Origin of the sequence: Streptomyces capillispiralis (assembly GCF_007829875.1) — a bacterium.
GTDB classification, from domain to species: domain Bacteria; phylum Actinomycetota; class Actinomycetes; order Streptomycetales; family Streptomycetaceae; genus Streptomyces; species Streptomyces capillispiralis.
This window is the reverse complement of sequence record NZ_VIWV01000001.1, coordinates 6,021,659-6,036,782: the sequence shown is the minus strand read 5'-3', so window position 1 is coordinate 6,036,782 and position 15,124 is coordinate 6,021,659. Positions and strand designations below refer to the sequence as shown.

General features: G+C 74.7%; 16 protein-coding genes. 6 read left to right on the top strand and 10 right to left on the bottom strand.

Going from position 1 to position 15,124, the window contains the following annotated elements:
- Positions 1 to 190: 190 nt before the first annotated feature.
- Entirely contained in the window at positions 191 to 922 is a 732-nt protein-coding gene (locus tag FHX78_RS26310; protein WP_145869876.1) for a VIT1/CCC1 transporter family protein, read from the bottom strand.
- 259 nt (positions 923 to 1,181) lie between these two features.
- On the opposite strand from FHX78_RS26310, the gene FHX78_RS26305 reads away from it, so the two are divergent.
- The 6 genes from FHX78_RS26305 to FHX78_RS26280 are packed head-to-tail and all read left to right on the top strand — an operon-like array spanning position 1,182 to position 8,171.
- Positions 1,182 to 2,255 carry an ADP-ribosylglycohydrolase family protein gene (locus FHX78_RS26305; RefSeq protein WP_229924096.1) on the top strand — a complete coding sequence of 358 codons (1,074 nt, stop codon included), beginning with the start codon at positions 1,182 to 1,184 and terminating at the stop codon, positions 2,253 to 2,255.
- On the top strand, positions 2,252 to 3,598 hold the full coding sequence (locus tag FHX78_RS26300) for an ADP-ribosylglycohydrolase family protein (RefSeq protein WP_229924095.1): 1,347 nt from the start codon (positions 2,252 to 2,254) through the stop codon (positions 3,596 to 3,598). The genes FHX78_RS26305 and FHX78_RS26300 overlap by 4 nt, the downstream gene beginning before the upstream one ends.
- Positions 3,599 to 3,605: 7 nt before the next feature.
- A complete protein-coding gene (locus FHX78_RS26295; protein ID WP_145869875.1) occupies positions 3,606 to 4,787 on the top strand; it encodes an ADP-ribosylglycohydrolase family protein in 1,182 nt (393 codons plus the stop codon).
- The gene (locus FHX78_RS26290) at positions 4,775 to 6,142 is read left to right on the top strand and encodes an ADP-ribosylglycohydrolase family protein (protein WP_145869874.1); all 1,368 of its coding nucleotides are present in this window, start codon (positions 4,775 to 4,777) and stop codon (positions 6,140 to 6,142) included. The genes FHX78_RS26295 and FHX78_RS26290 overlap by 13 nt, the downstream gene beginning before the upstream one ends.
- Positions 6,139 to 7,344, top strand: coding sequence for a CaiB/BaiF CoA transferase family protein (locus FHX78_RS26285; RefSeq protein ID WP_145869873.1), 1,206 nt, complete (start codon positions 6,139 to 6,141; stop codon positions 7,342 to 7,344). The genes FHX78_RS26290 and FHX78_RS26285 overlap by 4 nt, the downstream gene beginning before the upstream one ends.
- Positions 7,341 to 8,171 (top strand): HpcH/HpaI aldolase/citrate lyase family protein, encoded by an 831-nt coding sequence (locus tag FHX78_RS26280; RefSeq protein ID WP_145869872.1) that lies wholly within the window; start codon positions 7,341 to 7,343, stop codon positions 8,169 to 8,171. The genes FHX78_RS26285 and FHX78_RS26280 overlap by 4 nt, the downstream gene beginning before the upstream one ends.
- Positions 8,172 to 8,242: 71 nt before the next feature.
- Here the strand turns inward: FHX78_RS26280 and lgt are convergent, their stop codons facing one another.
- From lgt to FHX78_RS26235, 9 genes are all read right to left on the bottom strand, one after another.
- On the bottom strand, positions 8,243 to 9,235 hold the full coding sequence (lgt, locus tag FHX78_RS26275) for a prolipoprotein diacylglyceryl transferase (RefSeq protein ID WP_145869871.1): 993 nt from the start codon (positions 9,233 to 9,235) through the stop codon (positions 8,243 to 8,245).
- 96 nt (positions 9,236 to 9,331) lie between these two features.
- Positions 9,332 to 10,108: a thioredoxin domain-containing protein gene (locus FHX78_RS26270; protein ID WP_167531861.1), complete on the bottom strand. Its 777-nt coding sequence runs from the start codon at positions 10,106 to 10,108 to the stop codon at positions 9,332 to 9,334.
- Between the two features lie 97 nt (positions 10,109 to 10,205).
- On the bottom strand, positions 10,206 to 11,021 hold the full coding sequence (gene trpA, locus FHX78_RS26265) for a tryptophan synthase subunit alpha (protein WP_145869869.1): 816 nt from the start codon (positions 11,019 to 11,021) through the stop codon (positions 10,206 to 10,208).
- Complete coding sequence (gene trpB / locus FHX78_RS26260; RefSeq protein ID WP_145869868.1) at positions 11,018 to 12,301, bottom strand: tryptophan synthase subunit beta; 1,284 nt, start codon at positions 12,299 to 12,301, stop codon at positions 11,018 to 11,020. The genes trpA and trpB overlap by 4 nt, the downstream gene beginning before the upstream one ends.
- Before the next feature lie 67 nt (positions 12,302 to 12,368).
- Positions 12,369 to 12,602: a tryptophan biosynthesis modulator TrpM gene (trpM, locus tag FHX78_RS38230; RefSeq protein WP_145869867.1), complete on the bottom strand. Its 234-nt coding sequence runs from the start codon at positions 12,600 to 12,602 to the stop codon at positions 12,369 to 12,371.
- 21 nt (positions 12,603 to 12,623) lie between these two features.
- On the bottom strand, positions 12,624 to 13,433 hold the full coding sequence (gene trpC, locus FHX78_RS26250) for an indole-3-glycerol phosphate synthase TrpC (protein WP_145869866.1): 810 nt from the start codon (positions 13,431 to 13,433) through the stop codon (positions 12,624 to 12,626).
- Between the two features lie 120 nt (positions 13,434 to 13,553).
- On the bottom strand, positions 13,554 to 13,988 hold the full coding sequence (locus FHX78_RS26245; protein WP_145869865.1) for a DUF2752 domain-containing protein: 435 nt from the start codon (positions 13,986 to 13,988) through the stop codon (positions 13,554 to 13,556).
- Between the two features lie 78 nt (positions 13,989 to 14,066).
- The gene (locus FHX78_RS26240; protein WP_145869864.1) at positions 14,067 to 14,318 is read right to left on the bottom strand and encodes an HGxxPAAW family protein; all 252 of its coding nucleotides are present in this window, start codon (positions 14,316 to 14,318) and stop codon (positions 14,067 to 14,069) included.
- Positions 14,319 to 14,449: 131 nt separating this feature from the next.
- Positions 14,450 to 15,091: a TIGR02234 family membrane protein gene (locus FHX78_RS26235; RefSeq protein WP_145869863.1), complete on the bottom strand. Its 642-nt coding sequence runs from the start codon at positions 15,089 to 15,091 to the stop codon at positions 14,450 to 14,452.
- Positions 15,092 to 15,124: the final 33 nt, after the last annotated feature.

Sequence of the window (15,124 nt, the reverse complement as noted above, 5' to 3'; positions counted from 1 at the left end):
GCTATGGGGACCTGGCCGGACAGATCGATGTCCGTCGGTCCGATGGCGGGATCCGGCTCCTTCGCCCGTCCCGCGGGCACGCCGTCGGCCTCATTGCCCACAGCGCTTACGGCTCATGCCCAGTGGTCATGCCGTCGAAACCAGCAAGTAACGACTACTTATGCGGCCCAACGCATAAGTGCGCTACGCATCATCCTACGGCCGTACCGAACAGCGCGCCCAGGGCGTACGTCACACCGGCGGCCGCGCCACCGAGGGCGAGCTGCCGCAGTCCGCTGTACCACCAGCTGCGCGCCGTCACCCTGGCCACCACCGCACCGCACAGGAACAGCCCGAGCAGCGCCAGCAGCACGGCCGGCCACAGACTGCCCGCGCCGAGCAGGTAGGGCAGTACGGGCAGCAGGGCGCCCAGCGCGAAGGAGCCGAAGCTGGACACGGCGGCGACGGTGGGCGAGGGCAGGTCGCCGGGGTCGATGCCCAGCTCCTCGCGGGCGTGGATCTCCAGGGCCTGCTCGGGGTCCCGGGACAGCTGCCGGGCGACCTCGCGGGCCAGGTGGGGCTCGACGCCGCGGGCCTCGTAGAGCGCGGCGAGCTCGGCCTCCTCGTCCTTGGGGTGCTTGCGCAGCTCGCGCCGCTCGACGTCGAGCTCGGCCTCGACCAGCTCGCGCTGGGAGGCGACGGAGGTGTACTCCCCGGCCGCCATCGAGAAGGCACCGGCGGCCAGGCCGGCGAGGCCCGTGAGGACGACGGTCTGCTGACCGACCGCCCCGCCCGCGACACCCGTCATCAGGGCGAGGTTGGAGACCAGTCCGTCCATCGCGCCGAAGACCGCGGGGCGCAGCCAGCCGCCGTTCACGTCCCGGTGCGTGTGGTTGTCGCGGTGCGCCTCGTGCAGCGCCGCCTCGGTCTCGATGATGGCCATGCGTGTTCCCCCACGGCACTAGTTTGGACACGTTCTACTTCTTGACAACACTCAATCTACGTCCCCGCATTCCCCGCCGCCAGCAAGGAAAGGCTGGGCTAACCTGCGGTTTTGCGGGTTCTGCTCGTTTGTGTAGATGGGCGCACAGATGTCGACCGGGTGACGCTGAGGCCGGTGAGGCTGCGCCGGACGCCGCACCGGGGACAGTTCCGCAAAGGGGGCCGCGCCTCTCGGGGCGCACCTGAGAGGAGAGCCGCGCATGGCATCGACCGCCCGCATCCCCTCCGTCCCCGCGCCCGGGGACGCCCTCGGGCTCCGCGAGCGGGCGCGCGGCGCGCTGCTCGGCCTCGCCGTCGGCGACGCGCTGGGCGCCCCGGCCGAGAACATGAAGCCCTCCGAGATCCGCGCGCGGTGGGGCCGCATCACGGGCTACGTGACGGACCACCCGGCGGGCACGGACGACACCGAGTACGCGATCTTCTCCGGTCTGCTGCTGGCCCGGCACGGCTCCGCGCTCACCCCGGCGCACGTGGAGGCCGCCTGGCACGAGCTGATCGCCGACCGCGCGGAGGGCCCCTTCCGGGGCGCCGGCTTCAGCGAGCGCGGCACGCTGGAGAACCTGCGCCGGGGCCTGGCCGCGCCGATCTCCGCCCAGCACCGGCACGCCTGGAGCGACGGGCTGGCGATGCGGGCGGCGCCCCACGGGGTGTTCGCGGCCGGGCGTCCCGACGAGGCGGCCCGGCTGGCGGCGGTCGACGGCTCGGTCAGCCACGACGGCGAGGGCATCTACGGCGGCCAGGCGGTCGCGGCGGGTGTCGCGGCGGCGATGGCCGGGGCGCCGGTGGTCGCGGTCGTGGCCTCGGCGCTGGCGGTGGTCCCGGACGACTCCTGGACCGCCCGCTCACTGCGCCGCGCCGTCACCGCGGCCCACCTCGGCGAACGCGCGGTCCGCGCCGCGGTGGTGATCGGCGGCTACCCGTGGACCGACCTGGCCCCCGAGGCGGTCGCCCTCGCCTTCGGGGCGTACGCGGCGGCCGACGGGGACTTCGAGCAGGCGGTGCTGACGGCCGTCAACATGGGGCGCGACGCCGACACCACGGCGGCGGTGGCGGGCGCGCTGGCGGGGGCGACCCAGGGGGTGGACGCGATCCCGGAGCCCTGGGCGGCCGCCATCGCCCCGGCCCGCGGCACCTGCCTGCCGGCGATGGCGGGCCACCACGTCCTGCGCGTCGCGGACCTCCTGACACCGGGCGAGCCACCCCCACGAGCCGGCGCCCCGGCCCCGCACACCTTCACCCGGCCCCCGGCCGACCCAACGGAGACCGTCACATGACCCCCCACACCCAGGCCCCGCCCACCCCCACGACCGGCCCCGAGCCCACCCTCGACCCACCCCCGCCCGCACCAACCCCCACGGACGGCGCCCCACCCCCCACCCCCGCACAGCACCCACCCGCACCCGACCACGAAAGCCGCACAGGTGGTGCGGAGGGGACCGCCCCGGCCGACGGCGAAGCCGAGCCCGGACCCCCCGCACCGCACCGGCGACCGCACACACCGGCCCGTACCCGTATCGAGGGCCTCCTCCTCGGCCTCGCCGCGGGCGACGCCGCCGGCTGGCCCGCCGCCCGCCACCGCGCCGTCCGCATGCCCGAGTGGACCCGCCGCCTCACCCGCGAGCTGGACACCTTCGCCGAGCAGAACGCGACCACCACCCTCCCCGTACCGATCGCCCTCAACCAGCCCCCCGAACCGCTCCGCCTCGGCCCCTCCGACGACGCGGAGTGGGCGGCGTTCGCCGCCGAGGCGGTGCTGCGGGCCGGCGACGACACCGCGCTCGGCGACCTGAGCCGGGAGCGCCGCACCCGCGCCGCCCTCGACCTGACCTGGAACTCCGTGGCCGCCGAGGTCGCCGCGGCCACCGCACGCGCCCCCGAGACCGAGTCCGCCGTGCTCCCCCTGCGCGCCCGCATCTCCGTACGGGCCGGTCTCGGCAACCTGGCCACCGGTCTGCGCCCGCCCGCCACCGGCCACGACAACCCGCACTACTTCGACGACGCCGCCTGCGTACGGGCCTGTGTCCTGGCCGTGGCCCACCCCGGCGACCCCCGGGGCGCCGCCGATCTCGCCGAGTTCGACGCCCGCTACACCCAGGACGGCGACGGCGTGCACGGCGCCCGCGCCATGGCCGCCGCCGTCTCCCTCGCGCTGGCCGGGGCGGACGCGGACGACTGCGTGGCCGCCGCCTGCGCCGAGCTGCCCGAGGACACGGAGATCGGCCGCAACGCCCGGCACGCCCTGAAGCTGGCGGCGGACGCCGACGGCGCCTTCGCCCTCGTCCCGCCGCTGGAGCACCAGATCGTCGACCACGTCTACAGCTACGGCATCGCCGCCGCCGAGACCGTGCCCGTCGCCCTCGCCCTGGCCACCGCCGCCCGCGGCCGGATCGCGGAGGCGGTGCCCGCGGCGGCCTGTCTGTCCCGGGTGGCGGACTCCGCGCCGGCGCTCGTCGGCGCCCTCACCGGCGCGCTGGGCGGCGCGGCGGCGATCCCGGAGTCCTGGAGGGAGAGCTGCCGCACCCTCTCCGGCTGCGTCCTCCCCCGGCTCACCGGCACCGACCTGGTGGAACTCGCCGGACTCCTGGAAGCCGCACAACCGGCCCCACCCGGAGGATGATTCGCTCATGACGCGCGAAAAGGACGAAAACGACGACGGGGGTCTCCCCCTGGACGAGCGGATCACCGGAGCCCTGGTGGGGGCGGCCGTCGGCGACGCCCTCGGCGGACCGGTCGAGGGTTACTCCCCCGAGCAGATCGCCGAGCGGCACGGCGGACGCGTGCACGGTGTCGTCGGCCCGTGGAACGGCGACGACTGGCGCACCGCCCGCCCCATCGCCCCTTACCACAAGGGCGACGGCCACGTCACCGACGACACCCTGATGACCCACGCGCTGGTCCGGGTGTACGCGACGGTCCGCGACCACCTGGACGCCTACGCGGTCGCCGACCACCTGGTGCCGGACCTGATGACCCACCCGCGCTGGATCCCCGAGCTGGAGGCGGAGGCGCTTCCCCTGCACCGGATCTTCCTCGCGGAGAAGTGGCTGGTGGCGCGGCTGCACTACGGTCACGTCGACCCGCGCGAGGCGGGCACCGGCAACATCGTCAACTGCGGTGCCGCGATGTACATGGCCCCGGTCGGCCTGGTCAACGCCGCCCACCCGGCCGCCGCCTACGCCGAGGCGCTGGACGTGGCGGGCGCCCACCAGTCGTCGTACGGCAGGGAGGCGGCCGGGGTGTTCGCGGCGGCCGTGGCGGCGGCGTGCGCGCCGGGGGCGACGGCGGACTCGGTGGTCGCCGCGTGTCTGTCGCTGGCGAAGGACGGCACGCGTGCGGCGATCGAGAAGGTCTGCGCAACGGCCGCGCGGTACACGGACTTCGAGTCGGCGCTCGGCCCGCTGCGGGAGGCGGTGACGCCGTACGACACCGTGGGCCCCGACTACCGTTCCCCGTCCCTGGGTGCCCGGCGCCCGTCCCGGCTGCACGCCATCGAGGAACTCCCGGTCGCGCTGGGCATGGTGGTGGTGGCCGGCGGCGACTTCCGGCACGCGGTGCTGGGCGCGGTGAACTACGGCCGCGACTGCGACTCCATCGCCACGATGGCCGGGGCGGTGACCGGCGCCCTCGGCTCCCCCGTCCCCCGGGACTGGTCCAAGACGGTGGCGGAGGCCAGCCGTCTCGACCTGTGGGAACCGGCGGCCACACTGACCGCCGTGACCCGCGAGGTCTTCGCCCGCGACGTCCGGCGCCGCCGCGCCCACGAGGAGGCGTTCGCCCGGCTGGAAGGCCCGGCATGCTCCGGCTGACCTGGGTCCAGCCGGAGGACCTGATCGGCCACGAACTGCGTCAGGCGGCCCTGGACGGCCGTGAGACCTCGGTGATCGCCGCCCGCTGGCGCGCGGCGGGCGGCCCCGAGGCCCCGCTCACCGCGGGCGCGTCCGACCGGCCGGCGTCCCGCTACCTCCGGCTGCTGGCCACCGACCTGCTGGACGAACTGTCCGACCTGCCCGGCGCGTTCGCGGACGACGAACCGACCGACCCGGCCGCGATCCGGGCCCTGTGCCCCGACTGGCCCCGTCCCCCCGAGCACCGCCCGCCCCCGCCGGACCCCCGACGCCTGGAAGCCGCCTGGCTGGGCCGGGCCGTGGGCTGCCTGCTGGGCAAACCGGTCGAGAAGCTCCCCCTCGACGCCATCCGCGGCCTCGCCCGGGCCTCCGGGAACTGGCCCCTGACCGGGTACTTCACCGCCCGTGGCGTCCCCGGCGAACTCCTCGCCCGCCACCCGTGGAACCGCCGCTCCGCGGGCACCTCCCTCGCCGAGAACATCGACGGCATGCCCGAGGACGACGACCTCAACTACCCCCTGCTGGGCCTGCTCGTCCTCCAGCGGCACGGCCGGGCCTTCACCACCACCGACGTGGCCCGCGTCTGGCTCGACGAACTCCCCGCCGGCCGCACCTTCACCGCCGAGCGGGTCGCCTACCGCAACCTCCTCGGCGGTCTGGAACCCCCGCTGACCGCCCGTCACCACAACCCGTTCCGCGAGTGGATCGGCGCCCTCATCCGGGCCGACGTGCACGGCTGGACCAACCCCGGCGACCCGGCCGCGGCGGCCGGGCAGGCCCACCGCGACGCCACCCTCACCCACACCGCCAACGGCGTCTACGCGGCGATGTTCACCGCCGCCGTCATCGCCGCCGCGGCCGGCGGCGCCCCCGACGTCCACGCCTGTCTGCGCACCGGCCTCACGGTCGTCCCGCCCCGCTCCCGGCTCGCCCGGGCCGTCCGCCGGGCCGTCCGGCTGGCCCACGAGCACACCGACTTCGACACCGTCGTCGACCTGCTGCACGACACCTACGCCGCCACCCACCACTGGGTGCACGCCGTCCCCAACACCGCCCTGATCGCCGCCGCCCTCACCCACGCCGACGGCGACTTCGCCGGCTCCGTCTGCCGTGCCGTCTCCGGCGGCTGGGACACCGACTCCAACGGCGCGACCGCCGGCTCCGTCGCCGCCCTGCTCGCCGGTTCGCCCGACGCCCTGCCCGAACGCTGGACGGCCCCGCTGAAGAACCGGCTGGCCACCTCCGTCGGCGACTTCCACGGCACCGGCTTCGACACCCTGGCCCGTCTGACCCGTCTGGAGGCCTCCCGCCCATGAGCCACCCCACGCCCGCCGGCCCCCCGCTGACCGGCCTGCGCGTCCTGGACCTCGCCACCCTCTTCGCCGGGCCGCTCGCCGCGACCCTGCTCGGCGACTTCGGCGCGGAGGTCGTCAAGGTCGAGCACCCGAGGAAACCGGACCCCTCCCGCGGCCACGGCCCGTCCAAGGACGGCATCGGCCTGTGGTGGAAGGTGCTCGGCCGCAACAAGCGCACCATCACCCTCGACCTGTCCACGCCGGGCGGACGGGCCACCCTGCTGCGCCTGGCCGAGGACGCCGACGTGATCATCGAGAACTTCCGCCCCGGCACCCTGGAGAAGTGGGACCTGGGCTGGCCCGAGCTGTCCGCCGTCAACCCGCGTCTGGTCCTGGCCCGGGTCACCGGCTTCGGCCAGTTCGGCCCCTACGCGCACCGTCCGGGCTTCGGCACGCTCGCCGAGGCGATGAGCGGCTTCGCCGCGATCACGGGCGAACCGGACGCGCCGCCGACCCTGCCCCCGTTCGGGCTGGCGGACTCCATCGCGGGCCTGGCCACCGCGTACGCGGTCATGGCCGCGCTGGCCGGACGGGACCGCACCGGCGAGGGCCAGGTCGTCGACATGGCGCTGATCGAGCCGATCCTGACCGTCCTCGGACCCCAGCCGACCTGGTACGACCAGCTCGGCCACGTCCAGTCGCGCACCGGCAACCGCTCCCAGAACAACGCCCCGCGCGGCACCTACCGCACCGCCGACGGCACCTGGGTCGCCGTCTCCACCTCGGCCCAGTCGATCGCCGAGCGCGTGATGGTGCTGGTGGGACGGCCCGATCTGATCGACGAACCCTGGTTCGCCACCGGCGAGGACCGCGCCCGGCACGCGGACGTGCTGGACGAGGCGGTCGGCGGCTGGATCGCCCGGCACACCCGCGCCGACGTGCTGGCCGCCTTCGAGAAGGCGGAGGCGGCCGTCGCGCCCGTCCAGGACGTGCGGGACGTCATGGCGGACCCCCAGTACCAGGCGCTGGGCACGATCACCACGGTCGACGACCCGGAACTGGGCCCGCTGCGGATGCAGAACGTCCTCTTCCGGCTCTCCGGCACGCCGGGCGCGATCCGCTGGGCGGGCCGCCCGCACGGCGCGGACACCGAGGAGGTCCTGACCGGGCTCGGTCTCACCCCGGACGACCTCGCGGCGCTGCGCGCGGAGGGCGCCACATGACGTTCGTCCCGCTGACCTGGCTGTACGTCCCCGGCGACCGCCCCGCCGTGGTGGCGAAGGCGCTCGCCTCCGGGGCGGACGTCGTGGTGATCGACCTGGAGGACGCGGTCGCGCCCGACCGCAAGGCCTACGCCCGCGAGGCCGCCGCCGAGCTGCTGCGCGACCCCCAGCCGGTGCCGGTCCACGTCCGGGTCAACGCGCTGTCCGGCCCGTGGGCCCGCGCCGACCTCGCGGCCGTCGTCCCGGCCCCCGGCCTGTCCGGACTGCGGCTGCCCAAGGTCTGCTCCCCGTCCGACGTGGTGCGCGTCGCGCGCCGGACCGCCTCCGCGCACGGCGGCGCCCTCCCCCTGTACGCCCTCCTGGAGACGGCCCTCGGCATCGAACGCGCCCATGCCGTGGCCACCGCCCACCCGTCCCTGCGCGGCATCGCCCTCGGCGAGGCGGACCTACGGGCCGACCTGGGCGTACGCGACGACGCGGGCCTCGACTGGTGCCGTTCCCGGGTGGTGGTCGCCGCGCGGGCGGCGGGCCTGGCCCCGCCCGCCCAGTCCGTGCACCCGGACACCCGGGACCTGGACGGCCTGGCGGCCTCCTGCCGCCACGGCCGTGCCCTGGGGTTCCTGGGCCGCGCGGCGATCCATCCGCGCCAGCTGCCGGTGATCGAGCGGGCCTACCGGCCCACCGAGGAGGAGGTCGAACAGGCGGAGACCGTGCTCAAGGCGGCGGCCGCGCAGCAGGGCGCCCAGGCCCTCCCGGACGGCACCTTCGTCGACGCGGCGGTGGTGACGGCGGCCCACCGCACGCTCCGTCTGGCCCGCCGCACCTGAAGTCCCGCGCCGGGACACGCGGAGGGCGCCCGGATGATCTCCGGGCGCCCTCCGTGGCGTACAGCGGGGTGTCAGCTCTTCTTCGCCGACCCGGCCCCGTCCTTGGACTCCTGCCCGGCCCCGTCGGCTTCCTGCTCGCCGTCCGACGCCTCGGCCGCGTCCTTCTCGTCCCTGGCGTCCTTCTCGTCCTTGTCGTCCGCGGCGTCGGCCGAGTCGGCCTCGGCGGCGGAAGCGGCCTCCCCGTCGGAGGCGCCCGGCTCCACCACGTCCTCACGTCCCGGCCGCTTGCGCGCGGAGAGCACGATGTAGAGCACCGCGAGCAGGAAGACGACGATCGAGGTCCAGTTGTTCAGCCGCAGGCCGAGGATCTCGTGGGCCTCGTCGACCCGCATGTACTCGATCCAGAACCGGCCCGCGCAGTAGGCGGCGACGTAGAGCGCGAACGCCCGCCCGTGTCCGAGCTTGAAGCGGCGGTCGGCCCAGATCACCAGCAGCGCCACGCCGACGCACCACAGCGACTCGTACAGGAACGTCGGGTGGTACGTGCCGGGAACGCGGCCGTCGGCGGAGGAGGTGATCTCCACCGCCCACGGCACGTCGGTGCTGCGCCCGTACAGCTCCTGGTTGAACCAGTTGCCCCAGCGTCCGATCGCCTGGGCGAGGGCGATGCCCGGCGCGACGGCGTCGGCGTAGGCGGGCAGCGGGACACCCCGGCGGCGGCAGCCGATCCAGGCGCCGAGCGCGCCGAAGGCGATCGCGCCCCAGATGCCGAGGCCGCCCTCCCAGATCTTGAAGGCGTCCACCCAGTCACGGCCCTCGCTGAAGTACAGCTGGTAGTCCGTGATCACGTGGTAGAGCCTGCCGCCGACCAGGCCGAACGGCACGGCCCAGACAGCGATGTCGGCCACCGTGCCGGCCCGGCCGCCCCGGGCGACCCAGCGCTTGTTGCCGAGCCAGACGGCGACGAAGACACCGATGATGATGCAGAACGCGTAGCCGCGCAGCGGGACGGGGCCGAGGTACAGCACCCCGCTCGACGGGCTGGGAATGTAGGCAAGTTCCATGGCAGGGTCGACGCTACCGTGCCGGACCGGCCGCACGGCGGGCGGCCCGGCTACGGCTCCATAACAGGACCCGGGAGAAATCCCCGGGGCCCCGCTCTATCCCTTGTTGGCCTCCTCGACCATCCGCCGGAACTTCTCGGGGGTCATCGAGCTGTCCTGGTAGATGTTCTCGCCGTTGAACAGGACGGTCGGCGTGCCCCTGAGCCCTTCCTTCTGGAAGGCCTGGTGGGACTTGGCGACCCAGCCGTTGTGCGTGCCGTCCTCGACGCAGGAGCGGAAGGCCGGGGTGACGAGCCCGTCGACCTTGCCGGCCAGGTCGAGCAGCTTGCCGCTGTCGGCGTAGGCGTCGTCGCTCTCCATCGGCTGGTTGCGGAACAGCACCTCGTGGTAGGCGGTGAACTTCCCGGCGTCCTGGGCGCAGGCGGCGGCGTTGGCCGCGGTGCGGGAGCCGGTGCCGCCCATGCCGCCGTCGATCAGCGTGACCAGGTGGTACTCCACCTTGAGCTGCCCGGCCTCGGTCAGCTCGTGGACGGTCGGGCCGAAGGCCTCCTCGAAGGCCTTGCAGGCGGGGCAGCGGAAGTCCTCCCACACGGTGAGCGTGGCCTTGGCGCCCTGCTTGCCGACCGGGATCGCGGTGCCGTCCTTGCCCAGGGCGCCCGAGGGGGCCACGACGGGGCCGGCGGCCTCGCTCTCCTCGTCGTTGCCCGCGTTGGCCGCGACGACGCCGATCACCGCCGCGAGCCCCAGGACACAGACCACGCTCGCCCCCACGATCAGGGTGCGGCGCCGCTTCTCCGCGGACTTCTGCTTCTCGCGCTCGACCGCCAGCCGCTCCCGGGCGGTGCGCTTTCCCTCACGGTTCTTCTCGCTCACACCCCGCAGAACGAACCGGGGAGGCGCGCAGCGCCTCCCCGGTCCCAGGTCCACCCTTACGAGGGACCCGTATGACTGTCTGCGGATCCCCCGCCGGTCACGCCTGTCCGCGTACGCCCTTGGCCAGGTCACCGGCGAGCGTGCGGACGGCCTCGACGCCGGCGGCGTGGTCGGGGGCGTCCAGCATCCCCTTGACGAAGGCGGAGCCGACGATCACGCCGTCGGCGAAGCCGGCGACCTCGGCCGCCTGGGCCGGGTTGGAGACGCCGAGCCCGACGCAGACCGGAAGGCCGGTGGTGGCGCGGGTGCGCCGCACCAGGTCCTCGGCCTGCGCGCCGACCGACTCGCGGGTGCCGGTGACACCCATCAGGGAGGCGGCGTAGACGAAGCCGCTGCCCACCGCGGTGATCTCGGCCAGCCGCTCGTCCCTGCTGCTGGGCGCGACCACGAAGACCGTGGCGAGTCCGTGCTTGTCGGCGTGCTCCCGCCACAGCGCCGACTCCTGGACGGGCAGGTCGGGCAGGATGCACCCGGCGCCGCCCGCCTCGGCCAGCTCGGCGGTGAAGCGCTCGACGCCGTAGCGGTCGATGGGGTTCCAGTACGTCATGACGAGGATCGGCTTGCCGGTGGCGGTGTGCGCCTCGCGGACCGTGCGCATCACGTCCGCGATCCTCACGCCGCCGCGCAGGGCGATGTCGTCGGCGGTCTGGATGACCGGTCCGTCGAGGACGGGGTCGCTGTGCGGCAGCCCCACCTCCACGACGTCGGCACCGCCGTCCAGCGCCGCCTTGACCGCCTCGATGCCGCCGTCCACGGTCGGGAACCCGGCCGGGAGGTAGGCGATGAGGGCGGCGCGGCCCTCGGCCTTCGCCGCGGCGAGGGTGTCGTCCAGCAGCCGCACGTTCCCGCTCACTTGGCGTCCCCCTCGATCTCAGCGGTGCCGGAGGCGTCCTCGGCGACCTCGGCGTCGGTGTCGTACAGCCCGAAGTAGCGGGCGGCGGTGTCCATGTCCTTGTCGCCGCGGCCGGACAGGTTGACGACGATCAGCCCGTCCGAGCCGAGTTCCCGGCCGACCTCCAGGGCGCCGGCCAGCGCGTGGGCGGACTCGATGGCCGGGATGATGCCCTCGGTGCGCGACAGCAGGCGCAGGGCCTGCATGGCGGCGTCGTCGGTGACCGCGCGGTACTCGCCGCGGCCGCTGTCCTTGAGGTAGGAGTGCTCGGGTCCGATGCCCGGGTAGTCCAGGCCGGCCGAGATGGAGTACGGCTCGGTGATCTGGCCCTCGTCGTCCTGGAGGACGTAGGAGCGCGAGCCGTGCAGGATGCCGGGCTCGCCCGCGGTGAGGGTGGCGGCGTGCTCACCGGTCTCGACGCCGTGCCCGGCGGGCTCGCAGCCGATGAGGCGTACGTCCGCGTCGGGGAGGAAGGCGTGGAAGAGGCCGATGGCGTTGGAGCCGCCGCCGACGCAGGCGATCGCGGCGTCGGGCAGCCGTCCGGCGCGCTCCAGGAGCTGGCGGCGGGCCTCGACGCCGATGACGCGGTGGAAGTCGCGCACCATGGCCGGGAAGGGGTGCGGTCCCGCGACGGTGCCGAAGAGGTAGTGGGTGTGGTCGACGTTGGCGACCCAGTCGCGGAACGCCTCGTTGATGGCGTCCTTGAGGGTGCGGCTGCCGGACTTCACGGCGATGACCTCGGCGCCGAGCATGCGCATCCGGGCCACGTTGAGGGCCTGGCGCCGCGTGTCGATCTCGCCCATGTAGATCGTGCAGTCCAGGCCGAACAGGGCGCAGGCGGTGGCGGTGGCCACGCCGTGCTGGCCGGCGCCGGTCTCGGCGATGACGCGGGTCTTGCCCATGCGCTTGGTGAGCAGGGCCTGGCCGAGCACGTTGTTGATCTTGTGCGAGCCGGTGTGGTTCAGGTCCTCGCGCTTGAGGAAGATCCTGGCCCCGCCGGCGTGCTCGGCGAACCGGGGGACCTCGGTGAGCGCCGAGGGGCGGCCGGTGTAGTGGGCCAGGAGGTCGTCGAGCTCGCGGGCGAACGCGGGGTCGGACTTGGCCTTGTCGTACTCGACGGCGACCTCGTCGACCGCCGCGACCAGGGCCTCGGGGATGAACTTGCCGCCGAAGGCGCCGAAGTAGCCCTCGGCGCTGGGGACTTGACCCTCCGGGTCGGGAATGAAGAAGGTGCTGGGCATGCGTGAGCCTCACGGTGGGTTTGTGGTGGGCACCAGTCGCCGTGGGGGCGGGGCTTACCAGCCGGCTTCAGGCCGTGTGTGACTGGTCGCGCTCACGCGACGGAGTCGCATGGTCAGAACGCACCGCGCCCCTGGGGGTGCGGTGCCATCGCCGCCCGTTGACCTGCCCGGGCTCGTCGCCGATGACGTACCGCACCCGACGGCCGTGCACCCTGCGGGCGGGCGCGCGGCAGCCTCGGGGCCGGCAGCCGCGCGCGAGGCGGGCGTACGGGTCCCGGGCCGGGGTCAGTGAGCGCGTCATCGGGGCCAGCCTACCGGTGGATCAGCCCCGGCCGTGGCGGAGGGCCGGGTGCTCGCCCGCCGCCACCAGGTCCGAGACGGCCGTCTTGGGGTCCTTGCCGGTGACCAGGGACTCGCCGACCAGGACGGCGTCGGCGCCGGCGTTGGCGTACGCGATCAGGTCGTGCGGGCCGCGGACGCCGGACTCGGCGATCTTGACGAGGTGGCCGGGGATCTCCGGGGCGACCCGCTCGAAGGTGCCGCGGTCGACCTCGAGGGTCTTGAGGTTGCGCGCGTTGACACCGATGACCTTGGCGCCGGCGTCCACCGCGCGCTCGACCTCGTCCTCGTCGTGCACCTCGACCAGCGGGGTGAGGCCGATGGACTCGGCGCGCTCGATCAGCGACTCCAGGGCCGGCTGGTCGAGGGCGGCGACGATCAGCAGCGCGAGGTCGGCGCCGTACGCGCGGGCCTCCCAGAGCTGGTACGAGGTGACGATGAAGTCCTTGCGCAGCACGGGGATGTCCACCCGCGCGCGGACCGCCTCCAGGTCGGCCAGCGATCCGCCGAAGCGGCGCTGCTCGGTGAGGACGGAGATGACGGCGGCGCCGCCCGCCTCGTAGTCGGCGGCGAGTCCGGCCGGGTCGGCGATCGCGGCGAGCGCGCCCTTGGACGGGCTGGAGCGCTTGACCTCGCAGATCACCTTGACGCCGTCGCCGCGCAGGGCGGCCACGCCGTCCTTGGCGGCGGGTGCCTTCGCGGCGCGCTCCTTGAGCTCGTCGAGGCTGACGCGCGCCTGCCGCTCCGCGAGGTCGGCACGGACTCCGTCGATGATCTCGTCGAGCACACTCACGCGAGCGGCCCCCTTCCTGACGGTCGGTCTTTCGATGGTCAATGCGATGGTATCCGCAGCGGGGCGCGGGCCCCGCATCCGGGCGACAGTGATTCCACTACCTGGACGTTCACCCATTGATCAAGGGTGCAGCCAGCCACCGAACGGCAGGTTCCGGACAACCGTGAAGACCAGCAGCAACACCCCCAGGGACCACAGGAGCGCCGGATGCGGGTCGATCCGCAGCGGCCTGCCGCGCACCGCATGGACCACCCAGACGGTCCACAGCACGGCGAAGGCCGCGTAGCCGAGGACGGCGGGCGCGTTGGCCTGGAGAGCGGCCAGGAGGTCGCCGTGGACGACGGCGTGCGCGCTGCGCAGTCCGCCGCAGCCGGGGCAGTACAGGCCGGTGAGGCGCAGCAGCGGACAGACCGGGTAGTGGCCGGGTTCGTTGGGGTCCACCGTGCCGACGTAGGCGAAGGCTCCGGCGACGGCGGCGAGCACACCGGCGGGGACGGCCGACCGGGCCGCCCCGGCGCGGGTCGCTCCGGGATCGAGGGCGTTCACGCGGTGCATTGTCCCCCCCCGGTACGCGTCAGGGGCGGTTCCGGCACCACCGTGCCGGCCGCCCCCGTCGGGAGTGCTCCGCGGTGCTCAGCCCTCGGCGCGGGCCGGGGCGCGGTCGCCGGTGACCTGGTGCACGGGGTGGTCGCTCTTCGGCTGGCCCATGCCCATCGCGCGCATCACGGCGCCGACGACACCGCCGAGGAGCACGACGCCCATGCCGCCCCAGAAGCCCACGGGCTGGTCCATCACCATGAACGCGCCCGCGACGCAGAAACCGATGAAGGCGATGATGACACCGGTCCAGGCGGCCGGGGTGTGACCGTGGCTGCTGCCCGCCATTGCTTGCTCCTCGTTGCTGTGTACGTGTCTGAGCAGACGCTCGCCCTCATTGTCCCGCACGCGCGCCCGGGGGGAGACCGGGGGTACCGGACGGCACGGCGGCCGTACCGCCCGCGGGGGCGGCGCGGCGGTCAGGCGCCGGTGGGGTCCTCGCCGCGGTCGAGCGCCTTCCACAGGTCCTCGGGCCGGTCCGGGTCGACCGGTGCGGGCCTGCGCCGCGGCCGGGGCGCGCCGCCCCGCTCGTAGCGGCCCGACATGGCCGGCCACAGCCGTCCGTAGCGCAGCGCCAGCAGCCCGGCCAGCAGCAGCAGCACCCCGCCGGCGGCGGCCACGTACGGCCACGCCGTGTGGCTGAGGGCGTCCACGGTCGCCGAGGTGTCGCCGGAGGCCTCCGCGGCCTTCTCGTCGAGGGCCGCGCCGTCCGACGCGCCGAGCAGCGCCGCCGCGACGGTGCCCGCGCCGGAGAGGGCGAGGAGCGCGGCGACGGCCAGCCGGCCGGCCCGGCGCACGGCGAAGACGGCGACGAGGGCGGCCAGCCCGACGACGGCCAGGGCGGCGGGGACGCCGGTGACGTCGCTGCCCCGGGCGGTCAGGGGGAAGGCGCCGCCGGCCACCGTCGCGGTGCCCCGCGACCACTCCTGCCGGGTGGCGAGCAGGGCCACGGCCGCGCCCAGGGCGCCGCACAGCAGGGCGACGGCGAGGCTGAGGCGGCCGGTCCGGGCGGAGCCGGCGGCCTCGGGGCGGGGGGTAGGTACAGCAGTCACGCCCTCCACTATCGCCTGAACCCCGGGCGAACCGTCACCCGG

Coding starts and splice junctions, on each gene's coding strand:
- FHX78_RS26310 (WP_145869876.1), bottom strand. CDS start 922: ATGGCCATCATCGAGACCGAGGCGGCGCTGCACGAGGCGCACCGCGAC.
- trpB (WP_145869868.1), bottom strand. CDS start 12,301: ATGCCCAGCACCTTCTTCATTCCCGACCCGGAGGGTCAAGTCCCCAGC.
- FHX78_RS26280 (WP_145869872.1), top strand. CDS start 7,341: ATGACGTTCGTCCCGCTGACCTGGCTGTACGTCCCCGGCGACCGCCCC.
- lgt (WP_145869871.1), bottom strand. CDS start 9,235: ATGGAACTTGCCTACATTCCCAGCCCGTCGAGCGGGGTGCTGTACCTC.
- FHX78_RS26295 (WP_145869875.1), top strand. CDS start 3,606: ATGACGCGCGAAAAGGACGAAAACGACGACGGGGGTCTCCCCCTGGAC.
- FHX78_RS26240 (WP_145869864.1), bottom strand. CDS start 14,318: ATGGCGGGCAGCAGCCACGGTCACACCCCGGCCGCCTGGACCGGTGTC.
- FHX78_RS26305 (WP_229924096.1), top strand. CDS start 1,182: ATGGCATCGACCGCCCGCATCCCCTCCGTCCCCGCGCCCGGGGACGCC.
- FHX78_RS26300 (WP_229924095.1), top strand. CDS start 2,252: ATGACCCCCCACACCCAGGCCCCGCCCACCCCCACGACCGGCCCCGAG.
- FHX78_RS26290 (WP_145869874.1), top strand. CDS start 4,775: ATGCTCCGGCTGACCTGGGTCCAGCCGGAGGACCTGATCGGCCACGAA.
- FHX78_RS26245 (WP_145869865.1), bottom strand. CDS start 13,988: ATGCACCGCGTGAACGCCCTCGATCCCGGAGCGACCCGCGCCGGGGCG.
- trpM (WP_145869867.1), bottom strand. CDS start 12,602: ATGACGCGCTCACTGACCCCGGCCCGGGACCCGTACGCCCGCCTCGCG.
- FHX78_RS26285 (WP_145869873.1), top strand. CDS start 6,139: ATGAGCCACCCCACGCCCGCCGGCCCCCCGCTGACCGGCCTGCGCGTC.